This is a genomic window from bacterium (genome assembly GCA_020444325.1).
Lineage (GTDB): Bacteria > Bacteroidota > Ignavibacteria > SZUA-365 > SZUA-365 > BM516.
Map to the genome: position 1 here is coordinate 42,392 of JAHLLD010000003.1, position 16,124 is coordinate 58,515.

The 16,124-nt window shown below is 55.5% G+C and carries 13 protein-coding genes; 2 read left to right on the top strand and 11 right to left on the bottom strand.

Going from position 1 to position 16,124, the window contains the following annotated elements; translation table 11 throughout:
• Positions 1-65 precede the first annotated feature (65 nt).
• Both KQI65_04935 and KQI65_04940 read left to right on the top strand, forming a co-directional pair.
• Positions 66-737, top strand: a complete 672-nt coding sequence (locus KQI65_04935; protein ID MCB2204073.1) for a TatD family hydrolase — start codon at positions 66-68, stop codon at positions 735-737.
• On the top strand, positions 737-1,480 hold the full coding sequence (locus KQI65_04940; GenBank protein ID MCB2204074.1) for a tRNA threonylcarbamoyladenosine dehydratase: 744 nt from the start codon (positions 737-739) through the stop codon (positions 1,478-1,480). Before KQI65_04935 ends, KQI65_04940 begins: the two co-directional genes overlap by 1 nt.
• Here the strand turns inward: KQI65_04940 and KQI65_04945 are convergent.
• The 11 genes from KQI65_04945 to KQI65_04995 form a co-directional block, all read right to left on the bottom strand.
• Positions 1,468-2,823 (bottom strand): MATE family efflux transporter, encoded by a 1,356-nt coding sequence (locus tag KQI65_04945; protein MCB2204075.1) that lies wholly within the window; start codon positions 2,821-2,823, stop codon positions 1,468-1,470. The two genes, KQI65_04940 and KQI65_04945, sit on opposite strands and share 13 nt — an antisense overlap.
• A 3-nt stretch (positions 2,824-2,826) precedes the next feature.
• Positions 2,827-4,683, bottom strand: a complete 1,857-nt coding sequence (locus KQI65_04950; protein MCB2204076.1) for a HAMP domain-containing protein — start codon at positions 4,681-4,683, stop codon at positions 2,827-2,829.
• A 29-nt stretch (positions 4,684-4,712) separates the two neighbouring features.
• Complete coding sequence (locus KQI65_04955; protein MCB2204077.1) at positions 4,713-6,029, bottom strand: hypothetical protein; 1,317 nt, start codon at positions 6,027-6,029, stop codon at positions 4,713-4,715.
• A complete protein-coding gene (locus KQI65_04960; GenBank protein MCB2204078.1) occupies positions 6,030-6,461 on the bottom strand; it encodes a substrate-binding domain-containing protein in 432 nt (143 codons plus the stop codon).
• A 7-nt stretch (positions 6,462-6,468) separates the two neighbouring features.
• On the bottom strand, positions 6,469-7,668 hold the full coding sequence (locus KQI65_04965) for a hypothetical protein (GenBank protein ID MCB2204079.1): 1,200 nt from the start codon (positions 7,666-7,668) through the stop codon (positions 6,469-6,471).
• Between the two features lie 27 nt (positions 7,669-7,695).
• Complete coding sequence (locus tag KQI65_04970; protein MCB2204080.1) at positions 7,696-9,264, bottom strand: response regulator; 1,569 nt, start codon at positions 9,262-9,264, stop codon at positions 7,696-7,698.
• A complete protein-coding gene (locus KQI65_04975) occupies positions 9,261-9,656 on the bottom strand; it encodes a response regulator (protein MCB2204081.1) in 396 nt (131 codons plus the stop codon). The genes KQI65_04970 and KQI65_04975 overlap by 4 nt, the downstream gene beginning before the upstream one ends.
• A gap of 170 nt (positions 9,657-9,826) precedes the next feature.
• Positions 9,827-11,131, bottom strand: a complete 1,305-nt coding sequence (locus KQI65_04980) for a TolC family protein (protein MCB2204082.1) — start codon at positions 11,129-11,131, stop codon at positions 9,827-9,829.
• Positions 11,128-14,304 (bottom strand): efflux RND transporter permease subunit, encoded by a 3,177-nt coding sequence (locus KQI65_04985; GenBank protein ID MCB2204083.1) that lies wholly within the window; start codon positions 14,302-14,304, stop codon positions 11,128-11,130. Before KQI65_04985 ends, KQI65_04980 begins: the two co-directional genes overlap by 4 nt.
• Positions 14,301-15,443 carry an efflux RND transporter periplasmic adaptor subunit gene (locus tag KQI65_04990; protein MCB2204084.1) on the bottom strand — a complete coding sequence of 381 codons (1,143 nt, stop codon included), beginning with the start codon at positions 15,441-15,443 and terminating at the stop codon, positions 14,301-14,303. Before KQI65_04990 ends, KQI65_04985 begins: the two co-directional genes overlap by 4 nt.
• 187 nt (positions 15,444-15,630) lie before the next feature.
• Positions 15,631-16,077 (bottom strand): DoxX family protein, encoded by a 447-nt coding sequence (locus KQI65_04995; protein ID MCB2204085.1) that lies wholly within the window; start codon positions 16,075-16,077, stop codon positions 15,631-15,633.
• Positions 16,078-16,124: the final 47 nt, after the last annotated feature.

Consider the following 16,124-nt stretch of genomic DNA (forward strand, 5'->3'; position numbering starts at 1 on the left):
CGTATCGGAGCGAGTCTGGAATACAACCCCGCGCGTAACGGCTTATTTGCGCGAAAGGAGCTCAATTGACGCATGCGCCATACATAGACGCACACTGTCACCACGCATCAGTGGATGCGGAAACACGTACAGTCCGCAGTTTTTATGCACAAACTGCATATTTTCAGCAGGAAATTACGGGTTTTTGCAGTTTCGGTATCCATCCATGGCATGCGGGTGATATCTCCGTCCAGGAAGGCAGACGTTTCCTGGAAGAGAAGCTCCAGTTCGACGGCTGTATCGCGGTTGGGGAGGTTGGACTTGACCGTCTGCGCGGACCGAACCTTGAGATTCAGCAGGAAGTGCTGCGCATGCAGCTGGAATTCGCAGAAGAGCGGAATCTGCCGGTGATTTTGCACAATGTGCGCTGCAGCAGTGAATTTCTCCATTTGCGGGGAGAATATGGACGCACGCCATGGCTGATGCACGGCTTTCAGGGTGCAGTCGAACTCGCGCAACAGTTCATCGAAAAAGATGTACATCTATCGATCGGACCGGCCTTGCTGGAGCGCAAATCACGCTTCCAGGAACTCCTGCAGCATATCCCGCTCGAAAAAATCCTGTTTGAGAGCGACGACACCCGGCAATCCGTCAGACTGTTGTATGCGCAAGCGTCCATTCTGCTCGGCATTGAAGAAAAAAAGCTGCGGGAGAAGCTCGCAGGCACATTTTACATAGTATTCGGAGTACAACCCTGATGGCAGTACAGTGGCTTGAGCGCACCGAACTGCTGCTTGGCAGTGAAGCCCTGACGCAATTGCAGAAGAAGCATGTGCTGGTGGCAGGACTCGGTGGTGTTGGCGCATACGCCGCGGAAATGATTTGCAGGGGAGGCGTGGGAGCCATGACTATCGTCGATGGCGACGTCGTGCAGCCAGGGAACAGGAATCGTCAGCTCCCGGCGCTGCGCAGCACCGAGGGGAGGCAGAAGGCGGAGGTCATGGCGGAGCGCATGCTGGATATCAATCCTGATCTCCAATTACGGGTGATCAGGGAATACATGAAAGACGAGCGTCTGGAAGAGATTGTGGACGGACCCTACGACTACGTGGTGGATGCCATCGACACGCTGTCTCCGAAAGTTTTCCTCATCGCCAATGCCGTCGCACGGGGGATTCCTGTTGTCAGCTCGCTGGGCGCAGGAGGCAAGGTGGATCCGATGCAGGTGCGTATCGACGATATTGCGAAATCACATCACTGCAGGCTTGGGAAAATGCTGCGCAAGCGCCTGCACCGGCTCGGTATTCGAAACGGGGTACAGGTGGTGTATTCGCCTGAGGAAATCCATCCTGATGCCATGATGCCGGTGGAAGACGAAGCGAACAAGAAAACAGTGGTGGGGACGATTTCGTATATGCCACCATTGTTCGGCTGCTGCTGTGCATCCGTTGTGCTGCGAGCGCTGAGTGGGGAAGAAGCCGGTGAGGGTCAGTCAGCCTGACGCTGAGCTGCGGCCATCCTGCGGCTCTGGCGGTGAAATCGGTACTGAAAGGAAATGGCTGCGGTGGTCAGCCCGAAGACAAATCCAAGCCACACCCCTTTGACTCCCATATCGAATACGAAGGCGAAGATATAGCCTGAGGGGAGTCCGATCACCCAGTATGAGAATATCGCGATGTACAGCGGAACAGTCACATCTGTCATACCACGCAGACTGCCGTGTCCCACGACCTGTGAGCCGTCAGAGAGCTGGAACACCGCCGCTATGATCAGCAAACCCGATGCGATATGGATCACTTCGGGGTCATCGATGTATAGCGTCGGGAGTGTGTTGCGGAAGATGATGAATATGAGTGCGGCGACGGACATCAGGGAGATGGCCAGGACCCAGGCGCTGAATCCTGCCTGACGTACCTCACGCGCATCTCCTTTTCCTACGGCATTGCCGACCCGTATGGTTGCGGCATTGGCGATACCGAGAATAATCATGAACGATGTAGCCGCCATACTGATCGCGATCTGATGTGCCGCGAGCGCCTTGGCGCCGATCCAACCGATCATGACGGCGGAAAGGGAAAACGACCCCGCTTCGAAGAAATACTGCATTCCGCTGGGGAGTCCGATACGCAGAATCCGTAGCTGCATGGCTGTGTTGAACGAGTGGAACGCAAGCAGCGGTCTGTAGCGTGTAAAACGCTTCGAGCGCAATACGTACACCATGATGGCGACTGCAGAAAAAACCTCAACCATCAGACTGCTATACCCTGCACCATCGAGTCCGAGAGCCGGGAAGCCCAGGTTCCCGTAAATCAGCACCCAGTTGCCGAGGACGTTGACCCCGTTGGCCAGGATGATTACGACCATGGCAGGACGTGTGAATGACTGTCCCTCGATGAAATTACGTGCCGACATGAACACCATCATCGGCAGGAAGCTGAAGCTGATGATGCGCAGGTAAGGCTCTGCCAGTACGACGACTGACGAGGGCTGGTTGAGGACATCGAGCAGGGTGCTGAGGAAAAGTGAGAGCGCGATAAGAAGGATCCCTATGCCGCTGTTTACCAGCAGTCCCTGCCGGAACACGACACCCGCCTCATCGAAATCCTCACGTCCGCAGGCGATTGCGGTCAGCGGGGTAATGGCGGAGGAAATGCCGGCAGCCAGCACCAGCATGAGTACGAAAACGGAATTGCCGAGTGAGGAGGCCGCAAGAGGCACGGGACCCAGTTGTCCTACCATCAGACTGTCGGTAACGCCGAGCATGACATGGCCAAGCTGTCCGATGGCCACAGGGACCGCAAGACGCACGGTCTCGCGCAGATGTGTTCCGAGATTCCGTTCCATCGGTCAGCTTACTTTCGACTCACCGCTGTCGGATTGCCTGCCGGCAGGATCATCGCTTCCCTTGTGTCCGCTTCCTGCCGCTCCGGTCGCCGCGTCCCCGGAAGCAGAAGCCTCAAGTTCCGGATGGAGAGGGAGGAGTACTGTAAAGGTGGTCTTTCCCGGCTTACTCTCGACACGAATGTTTCCGTGATGCTTGTCGACGATGCGGCGCACGATATCGAGTCCGAGTCCTGATCCCTCCCCGGCTTCCTTTGTGGTAAAGAACGGTTCAAAGATTTTCGCCTGAATGTCTTCCGGAATGCCACTGCCATCGTCTGTGATCGCGACTTCGATTCCCTGGCCGACGGTGCGTACGGAAACTTCGAGCTGTCCCTCGTATTCCATGGCCTGGATGGCATTGTGGATGAGATTGGTCCACACCTGGTTGAGCTCATCCGGGTAGCAGCGTATTGCTGGAACGGACTCGAAATGGCGTGTCACCTCCACACCATGCTTGAGCTGGTTGTGGTAGAGTGTGAGCACGGTCTCTATACCCTCGACGATATCCGCATGTGACATTTCGCCGCTTTTGTCGTGATGCGAAAAATTCTTGAGTGCGAAGACAATTTTGCTGGCACGTTCAACGGCAAGCTCAATATTCTGGCTGTTGCGCTGCTGCATACTGAGCCTGGATGCCAGTGTCAGGATTTCACGCACACGCTCATGACGCAGCACATCATCAAAGATGTCCCATCCCCTGAATATGCCCATTTCAGACAGGTTGTCTGCAATTTCGGCTGCAAATTCATAGGAGTCGTTCTCGAGTTCGGTTTGCAGAGCGCGCCGCTTTTTTCTTTCCTCACGTGCCGAGAGCGAGGTTTTGAGGGAGAGGCTGTGTCGTACCATGGAGAAAAACTGCTCCTGCACTTCCTCCTCAAGTGAAGCCAGCAGGGCGGGGAGGTCACGCAGCGTGTGTTCGAGCGCCTTGTCGATATTCGAGATCGATGCCCGAATGGCGCCAAGGGGAGTGTTGATCTCATGCGCGATGCCGGCGATCAGTTGTCCCAGCGCCGCCATTTTTTCGGACTGCACCAACTGCGCCTGTGTTGCCTTCAGATGTTCGAGTGTGCGCGCCAGCTGACGCCGTTCTGCCTCAAGCAGACGGTTTTTGGACTGTAGTTCGGTATTGACTTCCTGCGCATGCTGCTGCGCACTGCGCACATTTGCGATCATTTTCCCGAACTCCGTAGCCAGGTCGCCAATCTCATCGTTGGTGTAGCGGTACACTGCCGTATCAAGATCGCCGTGTCCCACTTTGATGGCAGCGAGTCTGAGCAGAGAGAGGGGACGTACAATGAGATTCGCCTGCCACATGCCGAACAGCGTGCCGAGAAGCAGGGTGATCATCGATACCCAGAAGGTGATGGCACCGAGCTTGTGCACACGGTCGGAGATGAAATCCGTGCTTGCGCCAATGACGGCGGAGCCGGAAAATAGATCCGTCTCCACCGGGTAGAAGGCGACGACAAGGGAGTCCGTCTGTTCATATGCCGGAGTGTATTCGAAATCTTCCTTGTGTGCGGCAAACGTGCGTCCCTGTCTGTCGACCAGTGCGGCAAAACGCACGCCCGGGGCGCGGACGACAATGTCGAGCGTGCGCCGCATTCCGGCCCAGTCTTCGCTCGCGAGTCCGAAAGTCACACTGGTGGCAACCATTTGTGCGAGGGACTGCACTTCGTTGTGAAAGCTGTCGCGCAGAGCCTCTTCATGCTCGGTCGGGAAGTAGGCGAACATGAAAAGGGAGAGCAGGGCGATAAAGAGGATAATCGGCAGCTGAATTTTCTGCCGTACCGAGAATCGCTTCCGTGTCTTCTTCACCATGCGTTCATGCCGGATCGATAGGGAAATATCTAGAGAAGAATGCTGCAGCCGAGGAAAACGAACCGCAGCGCAAGGTCGTGTTTGTACTGGTCCGCGCCATCGTTGACCAGATAATCGAGCGCTTCGTCGTACTGCACGAGCTGAAGCTTCGCCGTGATCGCGTCGTTGATTCTGTATGCGCCGCCGACGCTGTACACGTAGTAGTCCGAGTCGACACCGAAACTGTAGTCTCCGTACTGCACGGAGACATAGGTCATCAGATCAGAGGTGACATCATACCCGAGCATACCGTGCAGAAAGGCCTGTTCTATGGTGAAGTTCGGCAGATCGGCATCGTCGGTGTCATAGAACACCTTGATCATCTCCGTTTCAAGCGAGAAGGGGCCATGTCGCAGGAAGAGATCAGCGCCGAGGCGATACCGCGGAGCATCATCACCAAGCTGCTCGTGCACCGACTGTGAGAGAATATGATCGGGATAACGCAGGCTGTCGCGAAGATTGTTGTAATCGTGCGTCAGCGAAACGCCGAGGTTGATATTCTCATCGCGCGATCGGAGTCCGATGCGTCCGCCAAGCAGCTTGAGATTGAAATTTGTCGGATCCACACCCGTCAGAAATTCAAAATCGCGGTTCACATCCGCATGAATATCGCCGTCTGGCGTGCGCCGGGAGATGTACGATGCTTCAGCGTTACCAGTGTAGACCGCATAATCACCAAAAAAATTACCGAAAGGAACAGCGCCATAGATCTGGACGAACGCGTGCTCCGGGATGAAATCTTCCGCATAGAACTGCTCGGATAGCAGGCGTTCATAGATGAGGGGACGAAAGATATACGGCAGCAGGGCGAGCCGGTTCTTTATCTCGTTCAGCCGGTTGAATGCGGGATACAGCAGTCCTGTCTTGATACTCAGGGCGTCATCGATGTGATAATTCATCCACGCTTCCTGAAGACTCATGCTGCCCCAGTTCTTGTCTGACGAATAATTGAGCTGGAATTCCAGGTCGACGAAGGCGGTGAAGTTTTCGCCCAGTTCCTTCCGCATGAAGAGATCGAGCTGCTGCAGCATGAAGCTGCTGCGTGATTCAGCGTATTTGATGGGCTCCGCGAAGCCCGGAACGATGGATTCGCGCTGCCCGTCCTGATGAAAAAACACCGTCTGCATGGAACCGAAGAGTTGGAGGTCATCCTGCGCATGAACGCGGACCGTGAGCAGCGAAAGGAAAAGGAGGGACCACAGTATCAGCGAGAGCGGCATCAGTTTCAGCGGAAGCGGCATCGGATTGATGGAGCGGCACAGCTGCATATCCTCTGGAGTGTCGATATGGAGACCACTGCGGCGCATTTACTTCTTCACCCTTGCGACAATGCGGATTTTCTTTTTCCCGCGCACGGCACGTTCAGATGCGAAACCGATGGCCCCTTTCGTTTTCGCCACTTCTTCGATCAGCTCTTCCTCGCTTTCCATGGCATTCGGAGGCGGAGCCTTGCCGGTGAACTGTTTCCGCAGCCAGATGCGCTTGAGATTGTCTTCAGACATGTCGAGATAGGACAGGAAATCTTCTTTCGCCTTGCCATCCTTGACATAGTACACGGAAACACGCGACCCGTCATCCCAGTGGGTTTTGTTCAGCGTGTAAATATCCATCAGATCCTCAATGCTGAGCTTCGTCGATTGCACCGAGCTGTTGGCGATGACCACGGTTTGTGATCGCAGTTCGCCGGTGCTCAGCATCACCAGGATGATGAGTGGAAATATGATGCGCAATGATTTCATGAACGTGTCATAATACGATTGTCAATCCGAGAAACACAAATCGCAATGCGATCCTGTCGATATGAGACTGATGTTCAACTTCCTGTCTGTAATGGATGTACTGTGCCTTCGCAGTCACCGCAGGATTGATCTGGAAGGCTGCTCCTGCAGTAATGGTCCGGTTTTCTGCTTCGGCTCCGAATACCTCTCGGCCGCCTTGATAGGTGCCGTAGAGGAAGAGCCGGTCGGTGAACTGATACCCGAGCATGCTGTAATAGAACAGCAGGTCGAACTCAACGTCCATGCGCTCAGCGGGGTCATAGCTGTAGAGCACTCGAATGAACTCGGACTCAAAACGGACGGGGCCGATGCTTCCCGACAGATCTGCGCCAAGTCGAAAACGTTCTGCATCCCCTTTGAGTGGCGTGCGCAGTCCCTCGTAAATCTTCGGGTACTGTGTGGTGTCGCGGAGATTGTCATAGTCATGCGTCAGCGAGACCCCGGCCTTGAAATTCTCGTTCCGGGCACGTATGCCAAGGCGTCCGCCAAACATTTTCTTGTCTGTCTGCGTGGGATCCACACCACTGAGAAACTCGAAATTCTGATCGAGATCGTTGACGATGTCTCCGTTTTCGTCTCTTCGAGAAATGTATGAGGCTTCCGCATTCCCAACATAGGCTGCGTAATCCCAGAATACGTCCCCATGCGGTATGGCGCCGGAGAGCTGAACGAAGGCGTGCTCAGGGAGATAGTCCTCCGCCATGAAAAGGTCGCTGAGCAGGCGTTCGTAAGCGCCGGGACGAAAGACGTAGGGAAGCAGGGCCAGGCGGTTCTTTATTTCATTCAGGTTGTTGAATGCCGGATAGAGCATGCCCGCTTTGAGTCCGATCATCTCGGAGGGTGTATAGTTGAGCCAGGCTTCCTGCAGACTCAGTGCACCCCAGCGCTTGTCGGAAGAGTAATTGAGCTGGTATTCAAGATCCACGAAAATGCTGAATTCCTCTCCGATGGGCTTGCGCAGGAAGACGTCGAGCTGCTGCACGGCGAAACTGCTGCGCTCTTCGTGATACTCGGTGCTGCCCCAGGGCTGCACGCGGCCAAAACTCATATTGGCCTTCTGGTTGAAGAACACAGTCTGCAGCGAGCCGAAAATCGTGGTTTCCCCGGGCTGCACCTGTGCAGACAGCGCCTCAGCGAACAGAGGAACGCAGCATGCTGCAATGAACATATATTTCCGGGTGAGGCGGAGCATGTATTACCGGGGATTGTACGGGAGGCCAAGCAGGGTGGAGTAATATTCCTCCTTGTCGGCCATGAACATGGATGTAAAGCGCAGCACGAGTGTGTCACCGCTGCGCGCCGTGACTTTTCCGTAGGATTCAAGTGCGATGCGCTCGCCGTCAATGATCATGGCATGCAGACGCACGTCGGCGCGGATTTGCAACGCACCATTGTCTCGCAGGCGGGCCTGCTGCACCGAGACGGCAAGCAGAGGCATATGCAATACGGTGTCGGACACTGATTTGCCGTCGAGTATTGATAGCTCGACAATCACCTCTTTTGACACCTCGCGCATCTCCTCCCAGCTCGGAATGAACTCGACGTCGAAGCCGTCGCGTATGCTCTGTACTTCACAAATGCGTAACGGGTGATCGACACCCTTGACCGAGACTTCAAACTCCTTGACGATATCGACGGAGGCATGGCAGCGATCCAGTGTATCTGAAGAAATCAGCACCTGCTGTCCGGTTGACAGTGCTTCAATACGCGCGGCGAGGTTCGCGGCATTTCCGATGACGCCGTATTTCGTGCGCTTCTCGGAACCGATATTGCCGACGACGACTTCGCCTGAACTGATGCCGATACCCATCTCCAGCGGGGGCATGCCTTCGCTGTGATGCGCAGCGTTGATGTCGTGCATCGCCGTCTGCATGGAGAGTGCACAGGCGATGGCATGTTCGGCATGATTCGCCAGCGGTTTCGGCGCACCGAAAATCACCATGATACCGTCGCCGAGAAATTCGATCACAATGCCGCTGAATTCGGCGATGACTTCCACCATCCGCTCGAGATAGCGATTGAGGATGCGCACGACGTCTTCAGGAGGCAGATGCTCAGTTAGCACCGTAAACCCGCGCAGATCCGACATTAGCACGGAAATATCCCGCTTGGCACCGCCGATCTGCAGTCCCTCGGGATCCCGCAGCACGGTGTCCATCACTTCATCCGATACATACCGGCCGAATACGTTGCGGATGAATTCGTTGCGAACCTGCAAATCCTTGCGCTGCTTTTCGATGCTGAGCATCTGTGTCTGAATTTCTTCCTTCTGCCTGACGACCTCTGTCGTGCGCTCAGTCACCAGCTGCTCGAGGTTCTCATTCATTTCCTTGAGAACGCGGTTCTGTTCCTCGAGTTTCTTGTCCTGGTAATAGCTGCGCAAGGCCTCCTTTATGGTCAGGACGAGGTCTGTTTCTTCCCAGGGTTTGGGAATGTAGCGATAGAGATTCGCATGATTGACGGCGTCACCGACCGCGCCGGCGTCAGCCTGTCCGGTCAGGAGGATGTTGAAGGTTTTCGGGGAGAGTCCGTGCAGCTGACGAAGGAGTTCGTTTCCCTTGATACCCGGCATGATCTGATCGCAGATGATGACGGGGATCTCAACGGACTGGCCAAGCAGGTCCTGCGCCAGTTCCATAGCCTCCTCGCCGCTTTCCATGATTTCAATACTGAAATCCCCGCTGAAATGCTCGCGCAACTGATCCTTCAGACTGCGGAGGATCATCTCTTCATCATCGACACACATGAGAACGGGTTTGCTCATGCGCCGGACTCCAGGCTTGTCCGGATACTGGTGATCAGGTCATCTTCTTTCCAGGGCTTGTGAAAGCATGCCTTGAGTGCTGCGTATTTTCGCGCGTTTTCGACGGCGGAATCGTCCGCCTGTCCCGTGAGCATGAACGTAATGATGGCGGGATGCCTGCGGTGCACATCGATGAGAAATTCGTCGCCTTTGACACCGGGCATCAACCAGTCAGAGACGATAAGAAGTATCTCGACACCGTCGTCGACGAGTTCCTCGATAACCTCCCAGGCGTCTTCCGCATTTTCCGCGATTTCATACGCGTAACGGTCACCGAAGTGGTGCTTGAGCTGCGTGCGGAGACTGTTGAGTACGATGGGTTCGTCGTCCACGCAAAGGATGGCTTTCTTCATACGGGCCTCGAGATGCGTCACGGATAGTTCACCCGGAAGCATCATGCAGCAAATACATCATGTACCGGGGATTGTGGTAATAATATAGGGATTTCTCCCGTTTTACCCGCAGGGGAAATGGGAGACCGGGAAGGATGTGTGCCCCGTCTGAAGCCTGTGATTTGTCCCTTTCAAAGCTGTAGATCTCCCGTCAATCGCTGCAGTTCGAGTGCGGCAATGCGTGCCTGGAAGAGGGCGACGATATATGCTGTTTCAGCTCTGACATATTGCAGCTGTGCATCGCGAAATTCTAGCGAGGTCGCCGAGCCACTGTCGTAGCGTTCGATTTGCAGCGCAAGTCCGTCTTCGGCGGATTCGAGACTGCTGGTTTCCAGCTCCAGCGCCTGCATGCGGATGTCGAGGCTGCGCAATTGCCGTGATATTCGAGCGTCGAGACGCAGACGCGCCTCATCGAGTGCTGCTTCCGCACTGCGGCGTGCGAGAACGGCATTTTCCATGTCGGTGCTGTTGCGGAAACCATTGAACAGATTAAACGAAAGCGAGAGTCCCACCGTGGCATCGGTACTCTGCGTGCTGATATCCCCGCTGAAGCGTTCGCTGTCATCGGTTCCCGTCAGCCTGTCCGAATACCCGTAATTGGCGAAGAGGTTCAGCCGCGGGAAGAAGGTAGACCGTGCGCTGGTGACGGAAGATTCAGCAACGCGGAGGTTCTGCTGACTGATGCGCAGTTCTGCGTTGCGTCGCCGTGCGCGCGCGAGCAGTTCTTCACGGTTGGAGGGAAGATCAGGTAAAGTGATTTCACGCTGAACGTCGAAGGGGGTGTCCGGGTCGCGTCCGAGAAGGATGTTGAGGTCCTGCTGTGCGATCAGCAGCTGAAGTTCCTGCTCCAGTACGGCACTTGAGTCGCTGTTGTATGCGATGCGGGCGTTGAGAAAGTCCATGGCTGAGCCGCCCAGTTCATTGCGAACCTTCTCCTTTTCAAAGCGCGTCCGGGAAATGCCGAGTACATGGCGCAGGGCATCGAGGATGCGTGCCTGCTGCACGACGGACATGTAGGAGGCGACGATGGAGACAACGGTATTCTCGATGTTGCCGCGGCTGCGCGCCTCGCCAAGTCGCGCGAGTTCATTGTAGCGGTTGTTCTCGGCGAACATTCGGAAACCGTCAAACAGTGTCCAGTTCAGTTCGAGCTGTGCCGCGGCGTTGCGCGTATTGGAATTCCCGAAACTGAAGGGAGAATTGGTTTCCTGTTCACTGCGGGCGAGCGACCAGTTTCCAACAGCGTCGAGTGTGGGTAAAAAACCCGCACTGCCACGCATCGTGTTGTTTTCCGCAATTTCCGCATCGTTACGGGCGATGCGGATACTGTAGTTGTTCTCGAGTCCCACTGCCACGGCGTCTTCGAGCGTCAGCAGATTCTGTGCGCGCAGGGTCGGCACAGCGAGCAGAAGAGTGAGGAGAATGCGGAGGGTCATCGTACGTCCTCCTGTTTCGATGCGTAGACGATTTCTTGCAATGCGGGCTCCACGGCTTCAGGAGTGACATCGCTCTTGCGCAGAATATGCCGAGCGAAGAGGACGCGGAATTTGTTGAGGATGAGGAAACTCGATGGCAGCACCATCAGCAGGATAAAAGTGCCGAAGGCGAGTCCGTACGCGACGGAAACAGCCATGGGAATAAGGAACTGTGCCTGTCGGCTGGTTTCCAGGATGAGCGGTGCGAGTCCGAGAGAGGTGGTAAGCGTCGTCAGCAGAATGGGACGCAGACGCGATACGCCCGCAGTATGAACGGCATCCAGTATTTTCATCCCGTCACGAAGATTGCGGTTGATCTGATCGACGAAGACGATGCTGTCGTTGATGATGATACCGGCAAGGGCTATGATTCCATAAATGGAAAGCGTATTCAGCTGTATGCCGTGTATCCCGTGTCCCCAGACCGAACCGAGTATGCCGAGGGGAATGATACCGAAGACGATTGCTGCCTGGGCATAGGAACGGAAGACCAGGATGACGAGGATGAACATTACGATCATGGCGACGGAAAATGCCGTGCGCATCGAGCGCATGGTCTTTTCCTGATTGCGTGACTGTCCTTCGAAGGAAGCGCGAACGCCGCTGACCTGTGCGAGGACGCCGGGAAGCACGTTGTCGCGTATATCGTCAAGAATCGGGGGGAGGTCGGCTTCAAAATCCGTCAAATTGGCTTCAACCTTGATTTCCCGCTGATTTTCGAGGCGATTGATGGAAATGATACCGCGTGCGATATCATATTCCGCCAGTTCGCTGAACGGATACTCGGCACCATCCGGCGTGCGTATACGCATTCTGTCTATGAAACCGAGCGCTGAGCGGTCTTCTTCTGTATAGCGAACCCATACGCGGATTTCATCACGTCCACGTTGAATGCGCTGAACCTCCTGACCGAAAAAGCCCTGGCGTACCTGGGAGGCGATGTCGCGGAGTGTGAGTCCGAGTGCGTAGGCGCGTGGTTTGAGACGAATGTCGATTTCCCGCCGGCCCTCCTGTTCGCTGTCGGTAACATCCTTGAGCGAAGGAAAGTCCTCGAGCTGCGCCACAAGCAGATCGCGCGCTTTGGTGAGCTGGTCGAGATTATTGCCGAGCAGACTGACGGAAACCGGTTTCCCGAAAAAGCCAATACGGCCATAGGTGAGCTTCTGCGCTTCCGGAATGGCACCCACCATGTCACGCAGCCTGTTCGCGATCAACGGTGTGTCCATATTGCGCTCTTCGCCGGGAAGCAGCAGCAGGGTGAGGCGCCCGGTGTGGCTGCCCTGCTCTCCGAAATCATTGCTGCCGATGTCGCGCTTGACTCCGATGACGACGTCTTTGCCGTCGGGACGCTCCGCTTTGAGGGAATCGTTGAGAATCAGGGCTTTCTGCTCGATGTGACGGAGCAGTGAGTCTGTATCGGCTTCCTGCCGTCCCGCCACGAGCGTGAGATTCACCGGCAGCGTGTCACCGTCGATAAAGGGGAAAAAGGTGACGCCGATGAGTCCGCCCCGCAGCAATCCCAGTGTGATCATGACAGCAGCCACAGGGGTGACAACAGTCAGCCATTTGTGCCGCAATGCGAAATGCAGACTGCGTCCATACACATCGTTGGTCAGCCAGGTGATGAAGCCGTCGATACGCTGCCGTATGGGATTGTCCTGCGTATGTGGATGCAGTCCCTTCGAATGCGCAAGATGTGCCGGCAGAATGGTGAAGGCTTCGAGCAGGGAGAACCCGAGTGTGGCAATGACCACAAGCGCCATATGCCAGATAAATTTTCCGAGGAAACCATCGAGGAAAAAGAAAGGCAGAAAGGCGACAATGGTTGTGGCGATGGATGTCGTGACGGGACCGACCATTTCGATGGTGCCATCAATTGCGGCTTTGAGCGCGGGTTTGCCCCGCTCATAGTGCGCGTAAATGTTTTCTCCGACCACGATAGCGTCATCGACAAGGATACCGACGACGACAATCATACCGAACAGGGAAATGACATTGATGGTGATGCCCGCGAGTCCGGCAATGATGAACATGCCGCCGAAGGAGAAGGGAATACCGACGGAGACCCAGAAGGAGAGACGCAGGTTGAGGAAGAAACCGAGAGAAATGATTACCAGCAGGAGTCCGATAAGACCATTGTTGATCAGCAGGGACAGTCGCTGGCGGAGAGAAACCGTATTGTCGTCGAGCACTTCCGCCTGCACTTCACGGTGCTCGGCATTGAATTCGCTGACAATGTTTTTCGCGGCCTCGGCGACGGCGAGAATGTCTTCTTCCCGTGTCTTGTCGATGTTGATGACCACTGCGGTACGATCGTTGAAATACGATTTGTCGGGCACATCCTCCCAGCGTTCTTTCAGTTGGGCGACATCCTTCAGGTAGATAATGGTGCCGTCGTCGTTGCCGCGTACAACGAGATTCGCCAGTTCGCGGGCGAAATATTCACGCGCATTGGCACGAATGAGAATTTCCTCGTCTTTCGTATCGATCTTTCCGCCTGAAAGATTGATGTTTTCCGCTCCGACGGCCGCGGCGACTTCACTGAAGCTGAGATTGTAGCGGCGCAGATCCGCTTCCGAAACTTCCAGAGAAAATTCCAGGCGCGGGACGCCTTCAATGGCGACCTGCGAGATTTCCGGTGTGGCGAGCAGCTCGTCGCGCATGCGCTCGCCGTAATACTTGAGATTGTAGAGGTCGGTTTTGCCGTAGAGTACGATACTCAGTGCGCGGCTGCGGAATTTCTGCTCGAAGATCACCGGCTTTTCACTGCCGATGGGGAAGGAGTTGATGCGGTCGACGGAGTTCTTTACATCGCGGAGCACGTTATCCATGTCCGCTTCCGCAGTGATTTCCACCGTCACTGTACCAAAATTTTCACGGGATACTGAGGTGACCCGCTCGATGCCCTCGAGTCCGTCAATCGACTCTTCGATTTTGAGGACGACACCTTCCTCGACTTCCTCAGGAGATGCGCCGGGATAGGCAACCTGCACGTTGATGAAATCGGGCCGCGTTTCAGGGAAGAAGCTGTATTTCATGTTGAGGAAAAACAGCAGTCCGAACAGCAGCGTACTGAAGAGAAGGACATTCGTCCACACTTTGTAGCGGACGAAAAACGCTATGATGTTCTTCATTCGCTCTCCTCTTCGGAGGCGGTGAGGCGGGCGCTGGCGGGCATACCCGGGGAAACTCCCTGCAGCAATTCTGTTACGAGGGTGTCACCGTCGGACAGGCCTTCATCGATGACGACATGCTCCGGATTCCGGCGTACGATATGCACGTCTCGCATATGCAGTGCCCCGTTGTCGACGATATAGACGTAGCGCTCTTCATACAGTGCGCGTCGGGGAATCTCCGTTCCCACTTCGACATCGCGTCCCGGAATATTCGCTTCCATGAACATCCCTTCAAACAACGCCGCACCAGCGGCCTCAACGGAAACGTACACCGGGATGGTCTGTGTGCGCTGATCCACCGCGCTTCCGATGCGCGTGATGCGTCCCTTCCAGGTCCCTGTGCTCTCTTTCGCCGTGAGTGAAACCGGGCGCGTGCGATCAATCCAGGGAATATCGGAAGCCGGTACGGGCACTTCGAGTTCGAGGTCGCTGAGACTGATGACCTCTCCGAGCACGGAACCCGCTCGGGCAGTAGATCCCACGCGCAGGGCAGTGCTTACGATCGCGCCATCGAAGGGGGCGATGATCGTGTGCTTTTCGAGAGTGATTTCCTGGTTTCGCGCCGCATAGTAAAGCTTGTATACGTTGAATCGGGTCAGCAGCAGCTTGATTTTCCTGTTCTGTGCCTCAGGGAGTTCGCCGAGCGACGCATCGAAACCGCAGGAATCGAAGTACGACTGCCAGACATTGTAGTGTTCCGGATAATCCACCTTGATTTCCGGGAGCACACCGGCAAGAGCATTGAGAAAGTCGCTTTTCGTGCTGTTGAGCGTCAGCGCGACCTGCCTGTCGTCGATGCGCAGAAGCACGTCTCCGCGGCTGAAACGGGCACCGGGTTTGAACGCAACATCACCTTTCTGCAGCACGCCGCCGACTTCACTGACAAGCTGCACGGGCTCGGAAGACGTCAGCTTCCCGAGCGCGACAATGCTGGTCGGGGTCTGCGTCATGTGAATGACACGCGCGCTCACGGATTTCGGGGGCTTCTGTGCGTTCCGGCGTGCGGGTTCTTCCTTCATGCCGGCAAGCAGCTGCATGATGAGAAAGCCCGCGGCCAGGATGACGACGGGGAGGATGTAAAAGAGCTTTTTGTTCATGCGCGAAACTCTCGCAATGCGATAACAGGATTGTGATTATGCCGGGGCTGCGGCACAGAAAAAGAGAACAACGGAAACAGGGGAAAGGGTTTCATGAGGTGGGGGAAGTGGAAGGGAAATCGTACATCAATACCACGGCAGTGAACGCGCGACAGCCGGGTAAAAAAGGTGCGGTACGATTTCGGGATCAGGCCCAGTATCTGCGTGTCAGCCAGCGATCGAATGACAGCGAACCGCTGCCCATGACGAGAACGATGAGTCCGAGTCCCATCGCCAGCAGGTGGTATTCCCAGCCTTCGCCTTCCTGCATGCCCGACCAGTTCATGAAGAAACCGAAATCGATATGCTTGAGCAGGACGGCTCCCAGCATGGTGATCATGATGGAGCCCGCCATGAAGCGGCTGAACACCCCGAAAATGAGCAGCAGGGCACCGATGGATTCAGAGGCGATGACCAGCACGCCGAAAACTGGCGGGATGCCAATACTCTCGAGAGCATCGAGTGAAGCGATCAGACCTTTCCCCCCGAACATGCCGAGTGTTTTCTGCAGCCCATGCGGAAGGATGGCGCATCCGAGTATTACACGCGCGAGGAGTCCTGCTGCATGACTGTCCGTATAAATGATCTGTGCCATGGAATACCCTGCTGCTGGTGTACTGACCGAAAAAACGGTTTATGCGT

What these genes read in the sequence shown, in the direction of transcription:
- KQI65_04960 (MCB2204078.1), bottom strand. Translation starts at nt 6,461, where the DNA reads ATGAAATCATTGCGCATCATATTTCCACTCATCATCCTGGTGATGCTG.
- KQI65_04980 (MCB2204082.1), bottom strand. Translation starts at nt 11,131, where the DNA reads ATGACCCTCCGCATTCTCCTCACTCTTCTGCTCGCTGTGCCGACCCTG.
- KQI65_04945 (MCB2204075.1), bottom strand. Translation starts at nt 2,823, where the DNA reads ATGGAACGGAATCTCGGAACACATCTGCGCGAGACCGTGCGTCTTGCG.
- KQI65_04955 (MCB2204077.1), bottom strand. Translation starts at nt 6,029, where the DNA reads ATGCGCCGCAGTGGTCTCCATATCGACACTCCAGAGGATATGCAGCTG.
- KQI65_04940 (MCB2204074.1), top strand. Translation starts at nt 737, where the DNA reads ATGGCAGTACAGTGGCTTGAGCGCACCGAACTGCTGCTTGGCAGTGAA.
- KQI65_04965 (MCB2204079.1), bottom strand. Translation starts at nt 7,668, where the DNA reads ATGTTCATTGCAGCATGCTGCGTTCCTCTGTTCGCTGAGGCGCTGTCT.
- KQI65_04970 (MCB2204080.1), bottom strand. Translation starts at nt 9,264, where the DNA reads ATGAGCAAACCCGTTCTCATGTGTGTCGATGATGAAGAGATGATCCTC.
- KQI65_04950 (MCB2204076.1), bottom strand. Translation starts at nt 4,683, where the DNA reads ATGGTGAAGAAGACACGGAAGCGATTCTCGGTACGGCAGAAAATTCAG.
- KQI65_04995 (MCB2204085.1), bottom strand. Translation starts at nt 16,077, where the DNA reads ATGGCACAGATCATTTATACGGACAGTCATGCAGCAGGACTCCTCGCG.
- KQI65_04990 (MCB2204084.1), bottom strand. Translation starts at nt 15,443, where the DNA reads ATGAACAAAAAGCTCTTTTACATCCTCCCCGTCGTCATCCTGGCCGCG.
- KQI65_04975 (MCB2204081.1), bottom strand. Translation starts at nt 9,656, where the DNA reads ATGAAGAAAGCCATCCTTTGCGTGGACGACGAACCCATCGTACTCAAC.
- KQI65_04985 (MCB2204083.1), bottom strand. Translation starts at nt 14,304, where the DNA reads ATGAAGAACATCATAGCGTTTTTCGTCCGCTACAAAGTGTGGACGAAT.